A 17,698-nucleotide genomic window follows, 5' to 3' on the forward strand; every position below is an offset into this window, starting at 1 on the left:
AACAACTGACAACGAGCAACTGACAACTAAAAACCTTACTTCAATTTCCCCATGCCGCCGTCCACGGCCAGCACCTGGCCGGTCACGAACGAGCTGTGGTCGGAGAGTAGAAACGACGCGGTGTAGGCCAAGTCTTCGGGCTGGCCGATGCGCTGCAAGGGGTGGCGCTTGGCGCCGGCTTCCACCTTCTCGGGCGAGCTGAGCAGGGCGGCGGCCAGCGGTGTGTTGGTGAGCGAAGGCGCGATGCAGTTCACGCGCACGCCGCTGGCGGCGTATTCGGCAGCCAGGGCGCGGGTGAGGCCCTCCACGGCGGCCTTGGCGGTGGCAATGCTGGTGTGAAAGCTCATGCCCGTATCGGCCGCCACGGTGCTGAACAGAACGATGGAAGCCGCGCCCTCCGCCTTCTTCAGGCGCTTGATGGTGGCCTGCACCACGCGCACCGCGCCCAGCACATTCAGGTCGAAATCGGCCTGGAAATCCTCGGTGGGAATGCGCTCAAATGGGCGCAGCTTGATGCTGCCGGGGAAGTAGGCCACGCCGTGCAGCACGTCGGGCAGGCCATCGAAGGCCGTGTTCACCGGCTGGGTGGCGTCGTAAGCAATGTGCGTGGTCCCCAGTGCCTCCAGCTCCGGCGAGAGGTGCCGCGAGGCGGTAAACAGGTTGACGTGCAGCGTGCGCAACAACTGGGCCGTAGCCAGGCCGATGCCCGACGAGGCACCGATAAGCAAAATATTTTTATTGGTAAAGTCCATGCAAAGCGACTGATGTAATAGTCGAAGCACAACCCCACGGTTGAGCGAAGGTTTCGCCGGTAGAAGTTGCTCCAGGAGAATAAAAGACGATTATAATATAATTTTTTATATATTTAAAGTAAATCATTTGCCATACTTCCATTGCTCAACATTCCCACCGCCATGAACAGAGCCCTACTATCCGTATCCATTTTTCGAGTGGTGCTGCTTGGCGCCTTGCTTTGCCTCGGCCTCACCACCTGGGCCCAATCGGCCGAAGAAACCAAGGCCTACCGCACGGCCATCGATGCGTTTTACCCCGTTATGATTGCGCACGTAAACGCCGGCCGCCTCAACGAAGCGCGGTTGTTGTGCCAAAAAGCCATCGAATGGGACCCGCAAAACCCCGTGCACCGCTACAATCTGGCGTGCATCGAAAGCAAAGCCGGCAACAACGACAAAGCCATTGCCGCCCTGAGCCAGGCCACCGCCCGGGGCTTCAACGACCCCAACTCGCTCCGCACTGACCCCGACCTGGCCGCCGTGCGCGCCGACGCCCGCTTTGCCGGCATGGTGCAACTAGCGGCCCGCAACCGCGGCGAAGTCCCGGCCACTGCCGGCCTAGCGGCTACCCCCGTTCGGGCGTATGCGCCGGCAGCACCAGCCGTGGCGGCCACGCGCCGGGCCGCCGCCCCAGCGGTGCGCGCCGCGGCCCTGGGCCCACTCACCAACCCGGCGCCCGCTTCCTGGACCGGGGGCAAACTCACCGGGCTGTACTTCATGACGCGGTTTTGGATTTCGAGTGGTTCGCTGGAAAAGGCCGTGTGGTATTTCTCGCCCGACGGCCGCGTGTACCACAACCCCACCGGCGGCTTTGCCCCGGCCGTGTTGGCCGCCGGTGCCGAGCAGAAAGGGACGTTCAGCCTGTCCGGCGGCAAGCTCTCCATTGCCTGGTCGGATGGCAAAAAGGACGCGGCCGACTTCACGCCCAATAGCACTTCGTTCTCTTGGAACGCCGGCATTTTTGTGCCCGTGAAGTCGTTTGCCAACGCCGGCGCATTGGTGGGCCGCTACGAAGGCGGCAACTCCATTTCGGGGGCCTCCTCGTCGAGCACTATTGAATTGCGGGCCGACGGGACGTACTCGCAATCCGGGGCCGGCTCGGTGAGCAGCACCACCAAGGATACCTACGTATCGGGCGGCGCCAGCAGCCGCGGCGGCGGGCGCTGGCAACTCACCGGCTACACCCTCACCCTCACCGATGGCCAAGGCCAGGCGACCCAGGGCATAGCCTTCCCCTACGACGACCCCAAAACGACCCTGTACCCCGACCGGTTCTATTTCCTGGGCGTCATGTACAACAAAAAGCAGTAGGGATAAGAAGCAGTAGGAGGCCCTCGGCCCCATCCATGCCACCCACCAAAAAAGGCCGCCCCAAACCGGGGCGGCCTTTTTTGGTGGTACGCAGCACACGGGAGAGAGGCGCCAGGCCGGAAGGGTGGCGCACGGAGTAGATGCCGGTGCGGCCGGGCTAGCTATAGCTACCGCCCGCACCGGGCGGCCGGCGGTGGGGTAGGGCCGCTATATTTAACAACACCTTTTTCCTTTTCCTGATGAAATCTTTTTCCTCTTTCTACCCCGTGGGCCTGCTGGCCCTGCTCTTACTAGCCCTGCGCCTGCCGGCGGCGGCGCAGGCCCCGGCCTGGCAGTCGGCGCGGGCCGTGGCGGTGGCGACGGCGGTAGCAACCAGCAATGCCTCGGAAGTGACGGCAACGGCCGTCGATGCGGCGGGCAACGTGTACCTAACTGGTCGTTTCACAAATACGGTGGTGCTGGGCAGTACCACGCTCACAAGCCTTGGAGAAAATGACGTGTTCGTAGCCAAGTTCAATCCTGCCAGCAACCAGTTCGTGTGGGCGCAGCGGGCCGGCGGCACGGGCTCCGATGGGGCCTCTAGGCTGGCCGTGAGCGGCACGAGCTTGTACGTGGCCGGGAATTTCACCAGCCCTACGGCGAGTTTCGGTCCCACCGTGCTGGCCAACGCGAACGTGAATGGCACGAATGACGTGTTTGTGGCCAAGCTCACCGACGCGGGCAGCTTCGTGTGGGCGCAGCGGGCCGGCGGCACGGGCAACGACTATGCTCAGGCGCTGGCCGTGAGCGGTGCGAGCGTGTACGTGGCCGGGGAGTTCACCAGTCCCACGGCGGGTTTCGGCCCCACCGTCCTGTCCACTGCGGGCTCGGCTGACGTGTACGTGGCCAAACTTACCGACGTGGGCAGCATGGGCAGCTTCGCCTGGGCGCAACGGGCCGGCGGCACAAGTTCCGACGCAGCCTACGCGCTGGCCATAAGCGGGACCAGTGTGTTCGTGGCCGGGGCTTTTTATAGCCCCACGACCAACTTCGGCACCATTAGCCTCACCAACCCGTACCCGAACCCCTACAAACCCCTCGGCTTCCTGGCCTCGCTGACCGACCCGACCCTGACGACCACGGCCCCCGCCGACCTCCGCGAACCGGCGTCTCTCTATCCTAACCCGGCCCGCCAGGGGGCCACCCCGGCACCGCCCCGCTGACGCTGACCGACGCGCTGGGCCGCGTCGTGCGGCGCTACCCCGCCCCGGCCGGCCCCGAGGCCACCCTCGACCTGCGCGGGCTGCCCGCCGGCTGCTACCTGCTGCTCGGCGCCGGCCCGGCGCATGGCGGTGGAGTAGGGCCGCTGCCGAGGTTATATAAGTGAAAAAAGGGGTGGGCCAGTGGCTCGCCCTTTTTTATGCCTTACTGGCAGCTTTTTGCCTACTTTCGCCCCATCCCGCCATTCGCTCACCGTTTTCTATGAACATCACCAAACTCCTGGTCGCCAACCGCGGCGAAATTGCCATCCGCGTGATGCGCGCCGCCACCGAGCTCAACATTCCCACGGTGGCCGTGTACACCTTCGAGGACCGGTATTCGCTGCACCGCTACAAGGCCGACGAGGCCTACCAGATTGGCCGCGACGACGAGCCCCTCAAGCCCTACCTCGACATCGAAGGCCTGCTGCGCATCGCCAAGGAAAACGGCGCCAACGCCATTCACCCCGGCTACGGCTTCCTAAGCGAAAACGCCACGCTCTCGCGCCGCTGCGCCGAGGAGGGCATCATTTTCGTGGGCCCCCGCCCCGAGGTGATGGAAGCCCTCGGCGACAAGGTGCGCGCCAAGGAAGTGGCCCAGCAGTGCCAGGTACCCCAAATTGAAAGCAGCACGGCCGACCTGGTCGACTTTGAAACCGCCAAAACCGAGGCCAACCGCATCGGCTACCCCGTGATGCTCAAAGCGGCCAGCGGCGGCGGCGGGCGCGGCATGCGCGTCATCCGCGACGATGAGCAGTTGGAAAAGGGCTTTTTTGAGGCCCGCAACGAGGCGCTGAATGCCTTCGGCGACGACACTGTTTTTTTGGAGAAGTTTGTGGAGCGGCCCAAGCACATTGAGGTGCAGTTGGTGGGCGACCACCACGGCAACCTGGTGCACCTCTACGAGCGCGACTGCTCGGTGCAGCGCCGCTTCCAGAAAGTAGTGGAAGTGGCCCCGGCCATGAACCTGGCCGACCACCAGCGCCACCTCTTGTACGAATACGCCCTGCGCATTGGCCGGGCCGTGGGCTACGACAACGTGGGCACCGTGGAGTTTCTGGTAAACCCCGAGCAGGACCGGATTTACTTCATCGAAGTGAACCCCCGCATCCAAGTGGAGCACACCGTGACGGAGATGATTACGGGCGTCGACCTCATCAAAACCCAGATTTACATCGCGGCCGGCTTTCAGCTCAGCGACCCCGAAATCGGCCTGGGCCCCGACGTGGTGCCGTTGCGGGCGGGCTTTGCCATGCAGTGCCGCATCACCACCGAAGACCCCACCAACGACTTCAAGCCCGACTACGGCACCATTCTGGCCTACCGTTCGGCGGGCGGCTTTGGCATCCGGCTCGACGAGGGCTCGGTGTACCAGGGGGCGGTGGTGTCGCCGTTTTTCGATTCGCTGCTGGTGAAGGTGTCCACCCACGCGCCCACGCTGCTGGGCGCGGCCCAGAAAATGCGTCGGGCGCTGGCCGAATTCCGCATTCGGGGTGTGAAAACCAATATTCCCTTCCTCGACAACATCGTGGCCAACCCCGAATTCCGGGCCGGCGATGCCACCGTCGACTTCATCAAGGACCACCCCGAGCTGTTCGAGTTCAAGCCGCGGCTGGACCGGGCCACGCGCCTGCTGGGCTTCATCGGCGAAACGGTGGTGAACGGCAGCCCCGATGTGCGCCACCTCCTCGACCCGCGCGCCACCCCGCGCCGCCCCCACCTGCCGCACTCCGACCACCACGCCCCCGCGCCCGGCACCAAGCAGAAACTGGACGAGCTGGGCCCTGAGAAATTCGCGGAATGGCTGCGCAACGACCCACTCATTCACTACACCGACACCACCCTGCGCGATGCCCACCAGAGCCTGCTGGCCACCCGCATGCGCACCTGGGACATGCTGAAAGTGGCCCGTGCCTACGCCCAGCAGCACCCCCAAACCTTCTCGCTCGAAGTCTGGGGCGGCGCCACGTTCGACGTGGCCCTGCGCTTCCTGCACGAAGACCCCTGGGAGCGCCTGGCCAAGCTCCGCGAAGCCATCCCGAATATCTTGTTGCAAATGCTCATTCGTGGGGCCAACGGCGTGGGCTATAAGGCTTATCCGGATAACCTCACGGAGCGTTTTGTGCAGCAGGCCGCCGAAACCGGCGTCGACGTGTTCCGCATTTTCGACTCGCTGAACTGGATGAAGGGCATGGAGGCCTGCATCGGGTTCGTGCGCAACAAAACCACGCGCTTGGCCGAAGCCAGCATCTGCTACACCGGCGACATTCTGGACCCCAGCCGCACCAAATACACCCTCGACTACTACTTGCGGCTGGCCAAGCAGCTGGAAGATGCCGGTGCCCACATCCTCTGCATCAAAGACATGGCGGGCCTGCTCAAGCCTTACGCCGCCACCGAGCTGATTCAGGGCCTGCGCGATGCTGTGAAGCTGCCCATCCACCTGCACACCCACGACACGTCCTCGCTGCAAGCCGCCACCTACGCGAAGGCCGTGGAGGCTGGCGTGAATGTGATTGACGTGGCCATCGGGTCGCTGTCGGGCCTCACCTCGCAGCCCAACTTCAACTCGGTGGTGGAAATGTTCCGGGGCACGCCGCGCCACCGCGAGTTCAACCAGCATTCGCTCAACGAGTTCAGCAACTACTGGGAAGCTGTGCGCGAGATGTACTACCCGTTTGAGTCGGGCCTGAAAGCGGGCACTTCGGAGGTGTTCCAGCACGAGATTCCGGGCGGGCAGTACTCCAACCTGCGCCCGCAGGCGGCCTCGCTGGGCCTGCTCGACAAATTTGAGGAAGTGAAGCAGCGTTTTGCCGACGTGAACATGCTGTTCGGTGACATTGTGAAGGTAACGCCCAGCTCAAAAGTGGTCGGCGACATGGCCTTGTTCATGGTGAGCAACAACCTCACGCCCCAGGACGTGATGGAGCGCGGCGAAACCCTGAACTTCCCCGAATCGGTGCGCGAGCTGTTCCGCGGCGACATTGGCCAGCCCGAAGGCGGCTGGCCAGCCGAGCTGCAAAAGCTGATTCTGAAAAACGAAACGCCGTTTACCGACCGGCCCAACGAGCACCTCGCGCCCATCGATTTTGACCAGGAATGGCCGAAATTTCAGGAGAAATATCCCCGTGCGAAGTTCACCGACCTGCTTTCTTCGCTGCTCTACCCGAAGGTATTTGATGAATATTGGGCCTTCCGCATGCAGTTTGGCAACGTGAGCAAGGTGCCTACGTCGGTGTTCTTCTACGGCCTGAAACCGGGCGAGGAAACCATCATCGAAATTGCGCGCGGCAAGTCGGTCATTGTGCGTCTGGAGTCCGTCGGCACGCTCAATGAGGAAGGCATGCGCACCATTTTCTTCACCCTCAACGGCCAGACCCGCAACCTGCAGGTGCGCGACCAGTCGGTGGAAGTGACCAAAATCAGCAACGCCAAAGTCGACAAAGCCAACCCCCGCCAGCTGGGCGCCCCGCTGCAAGGAATGCTGAGCAAAGTGCTGGTAAAACCCGGCCAGGCGGCACCCAAAAATACGCCGCTGTTCGTCATCGAAGCCATGAAAATGGAAACCACCATCACCGCCCCGCAAGACCTGACCGTGGCCGACGTGGTGCTGCCCGAAGGCACCCGTGTAGCCGCCGACGACCTAGTGCTGACCTTAAGCTAAGCCGCCATGAAACTCCTGTTCCTGCTGGCCGCCCTGCTGGTGGCCGGGCCCGTCGTGGCCCAGAAAAAAGCCGCGAAGCCTGCGGCCAAAGCCGCCAGCGTTTCGGCCGCTACCGTGACGCGGGTGGTGCGCACCCTGGCCGCCGACGATATGCAGGGCCGCGGCACCGGGCAGCCCGGCGGACTGAAAGCCGCGCAGTTTTTGGCCGCCGAATTCAAGCGCATCGGCCTGAAGCCGCTGCCCGGTCTGGCCAGCTTCGAGCAACCATTTACCGTGTACAAAAGCCAGCCCGGTCCCATCACGGCCGTCCTCAACGGGCAGGCCCTCGGCCCGCAGCAGGTAATGATGGCTTCTGGCCTAAGCACCCTGAACTGGAGCAGCGAAGATGCCAAGCCGGTGGAAGTCGTGCGCGTTGGGCCCGGCGAAAAGGCCAAGCTGGGTCGGCTACTGCACCCAACGGCCAACACGCTGGTCATTGTGGACACGACGCACGCACGCGAGTTTGCTGGGTTAGCCAATTACCTGCGACAGGGAACCATGAGCGGCGAGGCGCCCCAGCCCTTTGCCACCGTAATCGCGCTGGCCTCGGTTCCCGAAAAATTCACGTACCGCATCGGGGCCACCGCTGCCGTGCTGCCGCTGGAGCAGCGCAACGTGGTGGGCCTGCTGCCCGGCCACAACCCGAAGCGTGCCAAAGAAAGTGTGGTTTTCGCAGGCCATTACGACCATTTGGGCTACCTCAAGCCCACAGCGCAGGGCGACTCCGTTGCCAACGGGGCCGACGACGACGCCAGCGGCACCACGGCCGTGGTGGCCTTGGCGGAGTACTTCAATAAGAAAAACGACAACGCCCGCCCGCTGATTTTTGTAGCCTTCGCGGCCGAGGAAGTGGGCGGCCTGGGCTCCCAATATTTCTCCAAACAGCTCGACCCGCAGCAAGTGGTGGCCATGTTCAACATTGAAATGATTGGTAAGGAAGCCAAGTTTGGCCCCAACACGGCGTTTATTACCGGCTTCGATAAGTCCGACTTTGGCAAGCTGCTGCAAGCCAACCTAGCGGGCAGCAAGTTCCATTTTGAGCCCGACCCTTACCCCGAACAAAACCTCTTTTATCGCTCCGATAATGCCACGCTGGCCCGCCTCGGCGTGCCCGCCCACACCATCAGCACCGACCAGATTCCTACGGACGGCCTCTATCATTCCGTCGACGACGAAGTGGAAACCCTGGACCTGACCAACATGACGGCCGTCATTCAGGCCATTGCCCAAAGCGCTACCGGCATCGTAGCCGGCCGCCAAACGCCCACGCGCATCCCCCCGCTCACCGACGACAACCAGCGTTAGCAGCTGTGGAGGTGCATAGGAAAAGTGTTAAAAAAAGGTCATGCTGAGCCTGTCGAAGCATCTCTACCGCGCAAGTAATTTAATGTGTCATCCTGAACAAAGCGAAGGACCTTCTCGCCGCTGAATCAATAGTTCAACGGTAAGAAGGTCCTTCGCTTTGCTCAGGATGACAGACGGAGCGGGCAAAATGCTGCGCCGGTGCTCAGTATAACAGGCTTACTTCAAAAACCTGATGCCAGCTTACCGCCCTATTTTCAACGTGAGGCCGGCGCCTACCGTGGAAGTGCCAGCGGCCAAGCCACCCAGTACCTTACCAGCGGTTACATCGAGCCGCACGGCAGGCACAGGACGGACGTAGAGCCCGGCTGTGGTGCCCGTGTTGAAGGATGAATTGCCGACGCCGTAGGCTTCCACAAAGAAGCCGGCCATGTTGGTGATGGGGCCATTCAGGGCCAGCGAACCCATGAACTGGCCGTTGTCGGTGTCTTTCAAGGTGATGCCGCGCTGGCTGAAGCCAAAGTTGGCCTCCAGGCCAAAGCGCTGGCCAATTTGCTCGCTCACCAGCAGGCGGCCGCCGGGGCCCCAAGTAGTAGCCCGCAGGCCCTGGCTGCCCGTGCCCGGCACCGCCGACTCCACCAGAATGGCGACCTGGGTGCGGGTGTTGTAGTTGGGCGAGAGCATGAACTTGGCGCCCACCACGGCCGGGGCCCAGCCGCTGGAATCGACGCGGCCGGTTTCGGTGAGGTAGGAGGGGCCGTTGTGCAGGAACGGCTGGGTCACGCGCAGCTCCATGCTGTTGAAGAAGCCGATGCGCAGCGTGGCGGCGCTGATGCGTTGGGCCAGTCCCACGCCACCGGTTTGGCGCTGGAAGCCGCTTTCCAGCTGGATGCGGCCGGGCTGAAGAACCTGGGCGGTGATGGTTTGTCCCGGACGGTCGGCGCGAATGTTTCGCACGAAAGGAGCGTCCACGTTGGGGTTGTTTTCTTCCGGCGTGTTTTGGGCCAGGGTGAGGCCGGGGACGCCCATCAGGGCGGCGGCGGCCAGCAGAGTGGTCTTGCGCATGACCATACTACCAAAGCCGCTACGACATCGTTCAATTTAGGTTGCGTTTTGCGTAATTTTCATCAAAAAATGCCATATTATTTCTAGATACTACCACCTGGCAACCGCTTTTCGTACCTTTGCGTACAATTGCTCAACTTATGAAAGCATCTCTGATTTGGGGCCTCCTCGGCCTTTCCCTTCTTGCGTCGGGGGGCGTGCTGGCCCAGCCCAGCCAGCAGTTGTTTCCGCTCTACGCCGGCACCATTCCCAATTCGCAGCCCAGCGCGGTGCAGGAAACCAGCGTCACGATACCCGCCGGCGTGCGCATATCAAACGTGGTGCAGCCTACACTCACGGCCTTTCTGCCGGCGCCGGGCACGGCCAATGGTACGGCGGTCATTATCTGCCCCGGCGGCGGCTATACCCGCCTGTCCATCGACAGCGAGGGCTACGATGTGGCCAAGCGCCTGAACGAGATGGGGGTGACGGCTTTCGTGTTGAAATACCGCCTCCCCAACGACCAAACCCAGACCGACAAAACCACCGCGCCGCTGCTCGATGCCCAACAGGCCCTGCGCCTGGTGCGCCAGCAGGCCGCCAAGTACAGCGTGAACCCTGAGCGCATTGGCCTCATGGGCTTCTCGGCGGGCGGGCACCTGGCGGCCACGGCGGGCACGCATTTCGCGCAGCCGGTGGGGGCAAATCCGGGGCCGGTGTCGGTGCGGCCCGCGTTTCTGGTGCTGCTGTATCCGGTCATCAGCTTCAGCGACAGCCTCAAGCACGGCGGCTCGCGCGATAACCTGCTGGGCAAAACGCCACCGGCCGACCAGGTCCGGCTTTACTCCAACGAATTGCAGGTGTCGGCCCAAACGCCGCCCACGTTCCTGGTGCACGCCCAGGACGACAAAACCGTACCTGTGAACAACAGCATCGTGTTTTACCAAGCTTGCCTGCGCCACGGCGTGCCGGCCGAAATGCACCTCTACCCCAAGGGCGGCCACGGCTTTGGCCTCAACAACAAAACCACGAAAGACCTCTGGACCGACCGCCTGCGCAACTGGTTCGACGCCAACGGCTGGCTCACGAAGTAATGCGCAAAAAGATTGTAGCGGGGCTGCTGGGAGTGACGCTGGCGGGCTGCGACCAAAAAATGCATTCCACCGCCTCCGACACGCCGGCCCTGCCCAGCGTGTCGGTAGCCCCGGTGCCATTGCCGCTGCCCGCCGCCCCAGCGCAAGCCAAGCCCCAGCCCAAGCCGCCGGACATTCCCGGCTGGGCGCCGCCGGTGGCCACCGATACGCTGGTGCTGCTCAACGGCCAGCCCCACCACCTGCGGATGGAGGCCGAAACGGATTCGACCCGCCGCCTCAGCGCTACCTACGAGGACACCCCCGGCCACGCCGAACGGGTGCACGGCTTTGAAGGGCGCTACACCCTGACGCTGCGCGACAACACGGGCCGGCAGGTGTTTCGCCGCCAGTTGCACAAGGCCGCGTTCTTCAAAAAAGCGGGAGCCGACATTGTGACCGAAAGCGAAGCCTATCAGCCGCAGTTTTTGGGGTATAGCCGGCCGCTCGGGGCGCTGGCCTTTACCCTCGATTTTATGGTGCCCGACAGCGACGTGGGCGCCCAGGTGGTGCTGCTGCTCGATATGGCGGGCAACGTGCTGCGCCTCAGCGACGGCCGGGGCCCCGGCGTGGGGGCCGAGTGCGAGCCCGCTCTCTCGGCCGACGGCACGGCCCTGCTCACCGGTTCGGAGCTGTTACGGGCCGGCCGCCCGCCCCTGCGCTTCGCCCGCCCCGATGCGGAACTGGTGGGCGCCTCTTTCCTCACCGATTCCACGCTGCTGGTGGTGTATGCGCCCGGCAAAGCCCACCCCATCCGCTTTGCCGACGGCATGGATGGCTACGGCCGCACGCCCACGGCGCAACAGCAACAAGCCCCGAATGCCTTTGTGCGGCACATCCGGACCGGGCGCGTGCTGCGCCGCTTCCGCTACCACGGCTATTACGAGGAGATGGGATATACCATTCCCGGCTTTCAGCTGCGGGCCACGGCCACCCATTACCTGCTTGATGAGAAGCGAGGGCTTTACCTGCTCCCGCTGAGCGGCGTGGGCGTGCCCGTTGAGATGCGCTTCGCTACCATGCCCCGCTTCACGCCGCCCAAGCGCCTGGCCGAGGTGCGGGTAGAAGTGAGCAGCGCCGAAAGCACCTTTGCCTTTTACGTAGACACAATTAGCCGGCAGCCCCGCATCCGCTACCAGCGGCTGGCAGAGTAGCACCGTAGCGCGAACTTTGCAGTTCGCGTTCCCGCGCCGGTGCAACGATTGTCGCTCCGGGACGCGAATTACAAAGTTCGCGCTACAGTGCCAGCGCTGCGCTCACCTCCGCAAACAGGGGCCGCGCCGATACCTCCGGCTGCACGCAACGGCGCTGCAATTCCCAGAGCGCCGGCGCTTTGTCGGCCTCGTCGCAGTGCGTCAGCAGCTCTTCCAGCAGGCAGCCGAAGGCCCGGATTTCCAGGCGCTGCAGGGCGGTGGCCAGCTCCGCATCTTCCGCGTCAAAGAAACAGGCGGCTCCAAAATCGCCCAGCAGGGCGTTGCCTTCAATGGTGTTCAAAATGTTGTGGGCGTATAAATCGCCGTGCATAATGCCCTGCGCGTGCAAATGCCCGGCGGCGGCGGCAATGCCCTGGGCAATGTTCAGGGCCGTTTCGAGACTGAAAGTGGTGCCGGGCTTGTACACGTCGCGGGTGCAGGTGGCCAGGCTGGGCGGGCCGGCCAGGTTGCCGAAGGCCTCGTCAATCAGCTCCAGTACCAGGCCCTCGGCCCCGGCGGGGTGCTGGCTCACGCGGCCCAGCACGGCAATCAGGTTGGGGTGAGCGCCGGCCTTGATGGTGGCCAGCATCTCGCAGTGGGGCAGGCCGTCGCTGGTCACGGCCCCTTTGAAGAGCTTCACAGCCACGTCCTCATCGGCCACATTGGGCTGCTGCCACAGGGCGCGGTAAATCACGCCCGACGCGCCTTCGCCCAATTGCTGGGCAATGGTCAGCTTGTCCCAGGCAATGACGCCGATGATGTGCAGCTTCTCCGCGGCGGCCTCGGCCGGGGCCGAGAAGGGGTTGCCGGCATAGGCCAGCCACGAGAGGCGCGGCAGGGCCAGCAGCCACGCGGGCAGCGCGGTGAGTTGGTTGGCGGCAATGCGCAGCAGCTCCAGCTTGGTGCACAGGGCCAGGGTGGCGGGCAGGGCCGTGAGGCGGTTACCGGCGAGCATCAGCTTCTGCAACTCGGGGCACTGGCCAATTTCAGTGGGCAATTCTTCGAGTTGGTTATCGGTGAGGATGAGCCAGCGCAGGGCAGGGGTGAGGGCCGCCGCCGGCAGCGTTCGTATCTGGTTGGCCTTGAAGCCCACCATGCTCAATTGGGGACACTGGCCCAGCACGGCTGGCACTTCGGTAAACTGGTTATCGGAGCAGAACAGCACGCGCAATTGGTGCAAGCGGCCTAGGTCGTCGGGCAGAGCGGAAAGGGCGTTGCCGGACAGGTTGAGGATTTCCAGCGAATCGGCGAGGGCAAAAATTTCCTGGGGAAACTCGGTGAGGCCGGCGCTCAAGTCGAGACGTTTGAGGCCGTGGAGCTGGCCGGCGCGCAGTTGGGCAAGGGTGTGCATAGGGGCAAAGGTGTAGCGCGAACTTTGTAGTTCGCGTCCCGGAACGACAAACGTTGTACCGGCGCAGGGACGCGAACTACAAAGTTCGCGCTACATCAAAAGCTCTCCTTCCGGAAGCCCCAGCTCCGCAATTTGGCCTCGAACGTATCCGGATAATTGGCCTTCAGCGCGTACGCCACGGCTTGCAGCATATTGCGCATCCCCAAGCCGCTCGACAACTCCAAACTCAAGGTGACAAGGGCGCCCGCGCATTTTTTCGGACCGGGTGGCCCGTCCGCCCATCTTCGCCCCCACGCGTAGGTAGTCCCCGGCCAGCGGTTGCCCCTAAAAAGGCGAACCCCCGGCTATTGGAGTAGTCGAGGGTTCAGGAAGCGGATTTACAGCAAAACCCTTACTTCATATTCAATGAAGCAGCGACTCAAGCTGCCTAGGACAGCGCGAAGAAGCTAGTGCACAAGGTCGGTTCGCCGCTCTTGTTGGAGTTCTTGAAAGGTGTGGCAAAAGGCTTAGGCCTGCTGCTCATCTCACAATTAATCCGGTAGTTTCGGTAAGGGGCCGGGCCGGTAGCTTGGCCCTTTATTTTTTCTTGCTGCGCCAAATATACAAGCAGTTGCGGAGAAAAGTTGCGGGGGTTGGTGAGGTCAAAAGCTGGGTACTATGTGAGGTTAGGAAAATTATTTTAGCATCTTGAGGCTCATACATCCTCCATCCCCATCAGCATCTATAATTGCTTCAATAGTATCTTCCTTATTGATATACCGAGCTTGATTGCCTTGACGTACCCAATTTTTCATCAAATATTCAAACTCTCCAATGCAAGAGCAAGGATTTCCACTTAGCAGTGCCAGTTGTGACTTGCCGTTTATGAACACAAAACAGACTTGTTGTTTCTCGTCAAAGAAGTTGATAAAAATCCATTCTGGATTATCACTGTCACCTCGAAATATTGCTTGATACTTCAACGAAGATTGAGAAAAACCAATAAGGACATCTGCAATAGGCTTGTTCATTAACGCGACCACATTTCTAAAATGCTCCGGAACAGGACATTCAGCAGTCTGCGCGAAAGAAGAAAAGGAAGCGCAAATGAATAGAGCAAGAGCCAAAAACACTTTCATGTGTGCAATCTAATTAACTTCTCACACCTCCACCACTTCTCCCGTCCCGAAATAATAAATAAGCCCGCGCACCTCCGCGTACCCCAGCTGCTCAAATAGCGTGGCGTAATTCCGCAGCAGGCGCTTGTGTTTCTCCTGCGGCGGGGGCAGACGGAAATCCATCAGCGTGACGCGGCCACCCAGACGGTGGTGTTCTTCGAGGGAAGGTTCGAGCACCACGCGGTCGGGCTTGTAGTCGCGCAGCTTCACGCCGCCCACCAGGATTTCGCGCTCCGTTTCCACGCTCAAGTGCGGGGCGAAGTAGGGGGCCAGGCGCGGGTCGCTTACCAGCGTTTCGAGGCTCTCGACCAGCGCGGGCCGCTCCTTGGCGCTCAATATCCCTTCGGCCACGAGCTGGCTGGCTATCCGGCCCACGTCGGCGGCCGTGAGCAGGCGGCGCAGGGCGAAGTGTAGCTTGCGGTTCCACTCGCCCTGGGCCTTTTGCTCGTCAAAATCGAAGAGCGTGGTGGCGTGGCGGCGTAGCTTCAGGCGCTCCTCCCAGGGCGCGGCGGCGAGATTGGTTAGCTCGTAGTTGTTAGTTGTTAGTTGTTTGTTGTCAGGTTTCTTAGCGGCTGGGGTGCCTTTTGATATTACAAAAGACACCTGTTCTTCCTGCCATTCGCCGCGGCCCAGCAGGTAGCCGTGGAGCAAATCGGCCACGGTACGGGCGGCTGTGGTGGGTGCCGAAACTTCCAGCTCATCGGTTTTGGTGGTCTTCTTGTCCTCCGGCCGTTTGCTGATGACGTAGAGGCGGTGGCGCGGCCGGGTGAAGGCCACGTAGAGCGTGTTCAGCCCTTCGAGGAAGGTTTTCTCGCGCTCCTCGTCGTACTGCCCGCCCAATACCGTCTGCTGAATGCCCTTGCTCAGACTCACCACCGCCACGTCGGGCATCAGCTCGATGGGCTTCTGGCCGGCTTCCAAATGCCCCCACAGCAGCGTACCCCGGTGCGGTTCCAGGCTCCAGTCGGCAAAGGGCACAATCACCACGCCATAGGCCAAGCCCTTGGCCTTGTGCACCGTGGTGATGGTGATGGCCGCCCGCCCGCCCGGCGCGTTGATGCTGATGCGTCCCTTGCGCTCCTCCCAGTGCGTGAGGAAGTTGCCCAAGTTGTTGCCAAATTTCAGGCTGTATTCCAGCGTCAAATCGAGGAAGCGGAACAGGTACTCGCTCTCCCCATTCCGCCCCAGCAGCCCGAACAGATTCAGCAGCCGCTCGGCCAGCTCATACAGGCCCAGGTTGCCGGTTTCGGCCTCGTTCACATCGTAACCCAGCGCCCGCAACTCATCAAAAAACGACGTGCCGCCCGCCGCATTCGCCACCGTTGCAATGTGCCGCGCCCGCGCCGGCGTGGGGGCCAGCCCGCGCACCACCTTGTCCACGAGCAGCAGGGCTTCGGCCCGCGCCAGTGTATCAGCCGGCTGGTGCAACACCCGCAAAATGCTCACCAGCAAGTTCACCACCTCCGCAAATTCCAGCGCCAGCGAGTCGGCCGAAATAATGGCGTAGCCGCGCTCTTTCAGGAACTTGGCGATGATTTTACTGGCGTAGCGCGTGCGGCACAGCACCGAGATGTCCTGTAATTCGTAGCCGTCGCGCAGGGCTTGCTCAATTAATTGCAGCGTGAGGTAGCAGGTGCTTTCGTCGTAGCCCAGCAGCGCCTCGGCCGCGTGGCCGGGGAGGGGCTCTGCGGTGTATGTGCCGGTGGTGGGGTCGAAAATCAGCGCCGGCGCATCCTTTTGGGTGAACAACAACTCCACGTGCCCCTGCTGGTCGGCCCGCTGCCATTCGGGCACCTGCTGCCCAAAATGCGCGTCATAAATCCCCGTCACCAGCCCCAGCGCCTCGTGCCGGGCACTCACCGCCTCAAAAAACGAGTTGTTAAAATCAATAATCTCCCGCGCCGACCGGTAGTTCACCTGCAACGCCCGTGGCTCCAGCTTTCCGCGAAACGCCTCGTAGCGCCCCCGCAGCAGCTCGCGCATTTCCGGCTCGCGGGCGCGGGCAGCCAGCGCCTCCGTGTTGCCCTGGTGCAGCCTGAGAATCTGCTCCATCTCGCCCCCGCGCCAACGGTAAATGGCCTGCTTGGCATCGCCCACCGCCAGACTTGAGTGCCCATTCGCCAGCGTATTTTCCACCAGCGGCAGCAAATTATTCCACTGCAATACCGAGGTGTCCTGAAACTCGTCAATTAGAATGTGCTCGTATTTCTCGCCCAGCCGCTCGTATAAAAACGGCACCGGTTCGGTAAGCACAATGCTAGCAATTCTTCGGTTGAATTCCGATATCAACACCACGTTGCGCTCGCGGCTAATTTGCTCAACAATCTTATTTAATTCACTCAACAACGAAGCGTGAAATAAATAGGGCTGCATCGCCGCCAGCAATACATAATTCGGCAAATAATCGGCGCGCAATTTATCTAGTGTCGCTACTAATTGGCTGAGCGGCTCCTTCACCGCATCCACGCGCTCCCGGTCGGCGGCGGTTTTTATTTTGCCGCTGTACCATTTGTCGTCGGCCAGCGTGGCGCGCACGTAGCTGTTCGGCCCCGCGTCGGGCGCCAGCAAATCCACGCCCTTCTGCACGTAGCCAAAAATGCCGCGCTTACCCTGGAAAAAGTCGGCTTCTGTAGCTTCTGCCGCGTCCAGCACCGCCAGCGCCACCTCGCGCGTCTGCGCAAACGCCGCCTCAATCTCCGCCCGCCGGGCCCTGATTTCCTTGTCCAGCCGCCGGAAATCGGCCAAACTCAACTTGTCGAGTTGCGCCACCGCCTCCTGCACCGTCTCATTAAACAGCACCCGCCCGAAGCCCGCCAGCTCCTCCGGCAGGCGGCTCCAGCTCTTGCCTTCGTCAGCCTGACCTAGCGCATATTCCGCCAACGTCTGCGACAGCAATTTGCTATTTGGGTCGCGGTTCACCTTGTCCAGCAGCGCGGCCACGGCGCTTTGCAGCACCGCATCGGTATCCAACTCCACCTCAAACGTGGCCGGCAAGCCCAGTTCCCGGGTAAAGGCCGTCACAATTCGCTGTACAAACGAATCAATCGTGCTCACCCCAAAATCAGCGTAGTGGTACAGTACCAGCCGAAATGTCTCCGCTGCCCGCCGCCGCACCTCCGCCGCCGGCAGCTTCAGCTCGGCCGCAATATCGGCCAGCAGCGCATCCGGTTTGCCCGCCGCCGGGTAGGCAAAATTCCGCAGCGCATCCACAATGCGGTGCTTCATTTCCCCCGCCGCATCGTTAGTAAACGTAATGGCCAGCACCCGCTTAAAATACGCCGGGTCGTCGGCCCCCAGCGCCAGCAGCAGGTATTCTTTCGTTAATTGGTACGTCTTCCCCGAGCCAGCCGAAGAGGAGTAGATGCGGAAGGAGGGAGGCATGAATATTTGACGAGAAGGTTTTGTCTAACTTTAAATCTGCGTAATGCTATCTGCGTAATGCTAACAATACAAAGTCATGATGTAGAGAAGAGTT

At 62.0% G+C, this 17,698-nt stretch carries 12 protein-coding genes; 7 read left to right on the plus strand and 5 right to left on the minus strand.

What is annotated here, in order from left to right:
• Positions 1–35 precede the first annotated feature (35 nt).
• A complete protein-coding gene (locus tag JKL48_RS07875) occupies positions 36–752 on the minus strand; it encodes an SDR family NAD(P)-dependent oxidoreductase (RefSeq protein WP_201981013.1) in 717 nt (238 codons plus the stop codon).
• Between the two features lie 162 nt (positions 753–914).
• Here JKL48_RS07875 and JKL48_RS07880 point away from each other — a divergent pair, with 162 nt between their 5' ends.
• The 5 genes from JKL48_RS07880 (at position 915) to JKL48_RS07900 (ending at position 8,351) form a co-directional block, all read left to right on the plus strand.
• Positions 915–2,105 carry a tetratricopeptide repeat protein gene (locus JKL48_RS07880; RefSeq protein ID WP_201981014.1) on the plus strand — a complete coding sequence of 397 codons (1,191 nt, stop codon included), beginning with the start codon at positions 915–917 and terminating at the stop codon, positions 2,103–2,105.
• Between the two features lie 239 nt (positions 2,106–2,344).
• A complete protein-coding gene (locus JKL48_RS07885) occupies positions 2,345–3,307 on the plus strand; it encodes a hypothetical protein (RefSeq protein WP_201981016.1) in 963 nt (320 codons plus the stop codon).
• 26 nt (positions 3,308–3,333) lie between these two features.
• A complete protein-coding gene (locus JKL48_RS07890; RefSeq protein ID WP_201981019.1) occupies positions 3,334–3,471 on the plus strand; it encodes a hypothetical protein in 138 nt (45 codons plus the stop codon).
• A gap of 95 nt (positions 3,472–3,566) precedes the next feature.
• A complete protein-coding gene (locus JKL48_RS07895; RefSeq protein ID WP_201981026.1) occupies positions 3,567–7,007 on the plus strand; it encodes a pyruvate carboxylase in 3,441 nt (1,146 codons plus the stop codon).
• Between the two features lie 6 nt (positions 7,008–7,013).
• Positions 7,014–8,351, plus strand: a complete 1,338-nt coding sequence (locus JKL48_RS07900) for a M20/M25/M40 family metallo-hydrolase (RefSeq protein WP_201981041.1) — start codon at positions 7,014–7,016, stop codon at positions 8,349–8,351.
• Between the two features lie 240 nt (positions 8,352–8,591).
• Here JKL48_RS07900 and JKL48_RS07905 read toward each other — a convergent pair whose 3' ends face one another.
• The gene (locus JKL48_RS07905; protein WP_201981044.1) at positions 8,592–9,413 is read right to left on the minus strand and encodes a transporter; all 822 of its coding nucleotides are present in this window, start codon (positions 9,411–9,413) and stop codon (positions 8,592–8,594) included.
• Between the two features lie 140 nt (positions 9,414–9,553).
• On the opposite strand from JKL48_RS07905, the gene JKL48_RS07910 reads away from it, so the two are divergent.
• Together JKL48_RS07910 and JKL48_RS07915 are read left to right on the plus strand one after the other, a co-directional pair.
• Entirely contained in the window at positions 9,554–10,486 is a 933-nt protein-coding gene (locus tag JKL48_RS07910; RefSeq protein ID WP_201981047.1) for an alpha/beta hydrolase, read from the plus strand.
• Positions 10,486–11,676: a hypothetical protein gene (locus tag JKL48_RS07915; protein WP_201981050.1), complete on the plus strand. Its 1,191-nt coding sequence runs from the start codon at positions 10,486–10,488 to the stop codon at positions 11,674–11,676. The genes JKL48_RS07910 and JKL48_RS07915 overlap by 1 nt, the downstream gene beginning before the upstream one ends.
• 82 nt (positions 11,677–11,758) lie before the next feature.
• Here the strand turns inward: JKL48_RS07915 and JKL48_RS07920 are convergent, their stop codons facing one another.
• From JKL48_RS07920 to JKL48_RS07930, 3 genes are all read right to left on the minus strand, one after another.
• The gene (locus tag JKL48_RS07920; RefSeq protein ID WP_201981053.1) at positions 11,759–13,066 is read right to left on the minus strand and encodes a leucine-rich repeat-containing protein kinase family protein; all 1,308 of its coding nucleotides are present in this window, start codon (positions 13,064–13,066) and stop codon (positions 11,759–11,761) included.
• A gap of 674 nt (positions 13,067–13,740) precedes the next feature.
• Positions 13,741–14,184: a hypothetical protein gene (locus JKL48_RS07925; protein WP_201981064.1), complete on the minus strand. Its 444-nt coding sequence runs from the start codon at positions 14,182–14,184 to the stop codon at positions 13,741–13,743.
• Positions 14,185–14,205: 21 nt separating this feature from the next.
• On the minus strand, positions 14,206–17,604 hold the full coding sequence (locus tag JKL48_RS07930; RefSeq protein WP_201981070.1) for a UvrD-helicase domain-containing protein: 3,399 nt from the start codon (positions 17,602–17,604) through the stop codon (positions 14,206–14,208).
• Between the last annotated feature and the right edge of the window lie 94 nt (positions 17,605–17,698).

It is taken from the genome of Hymenobacter rubidus (assembly GCF_016734815.1).
Taxonomy (GTDB): Bacteria; Bacteroidota; Bacteroidia; order Cytophagales; family Hymenobacteraceae; genus Hymenobacter; species Hymenobacter rubidus.

What these genes read in the sequence shown, in the direction of transcription:
- JKL48_RS07875 (WP_201981013.1), bottom strand. Translation starts at nt 752, where the DNA reads ATGGACTTTACCAATAAAAATATTTTGCTTATCGGTGCCTCGTCGGGC.
- JKL48_RS07880 (WP_201981014.1), top strand. Translation starts at nt 915, where the DNA reads ATGAACAGAGCCCTACTATCCGTATCCATTTTTCGAGTGGTGCTGCTT.
- JKL48_RS07885 (WP_201981016.1), top strand. Translation starts at nt 2,345, where the DNA reads ATGAAATCTTTTTCCTCTTTCTACCCCGTGGGCCTGCTGGCCCTGCTC.
- JKL48_RS07895 (WP_201981026.1), top strand. Translation starts at nt 3,567, where the DNA reads ATGAACATCACCAAACTCCTGGTCGCCAACCGCGGCGAAATTGCCATC.
- JKL48_RS07900 (WP_201981041.1), top strand. Translation starts at nt 7,014, where the DNA reads ATGAAACTCCTGTTCCTGCTGGCCGCCCTGCTGGTGGCCGGGCCCGTC.
- JKL48_RS07905 (WP_201981044.1), bottom strand. Translation starts at nt 9,413, where the DNA reads ATGCGCAAGACCACTCTGCTGGCCGCCGCCGCCCTGATGGGCGTCCCC.
- JKL48_RS07910 (WP_201981047.1), top strand. Translation starts at nt 9,554, where the DNA reads ATGAAAGCATCTCTGATTTGGGGCCTCCTCGGCCTTTCCCTTCTTGCG.
- JKL48_RS07915 (WP_201981050.1), top strand. Translation starts at nt 10,486, where the DNA reads ATGCGCAAAAAGATTGTAGCGGGGCTGCTGGGAGTGACGCTGGCGGGC.
- JKL48_RS07920 (WP_201981053.1), bottom strand. Translation starts at nt 13,066, where the DNA reads ATGCACACCCTTGCCCAACTGCGCGCCGGCCAGCTCCACGGCCTCAAA.
- JKL48_RS07925 (WP_201981064.1), bottom strand. Translation starts at nt 14,184, where the DNA reads ATGAAAGTGTTTTTGGCTCTTGCTCTATTCATTTGCGCTTCCTTTTCT.
- JKL48_RS07930 (WP_201981070.1), bottom strand. Translation starts at nt 17,604, where the DNA reads ATGCCTCCCTCCTTCCGCATCTACTCCTCTTCGGCTGGCTCGGGGAAG.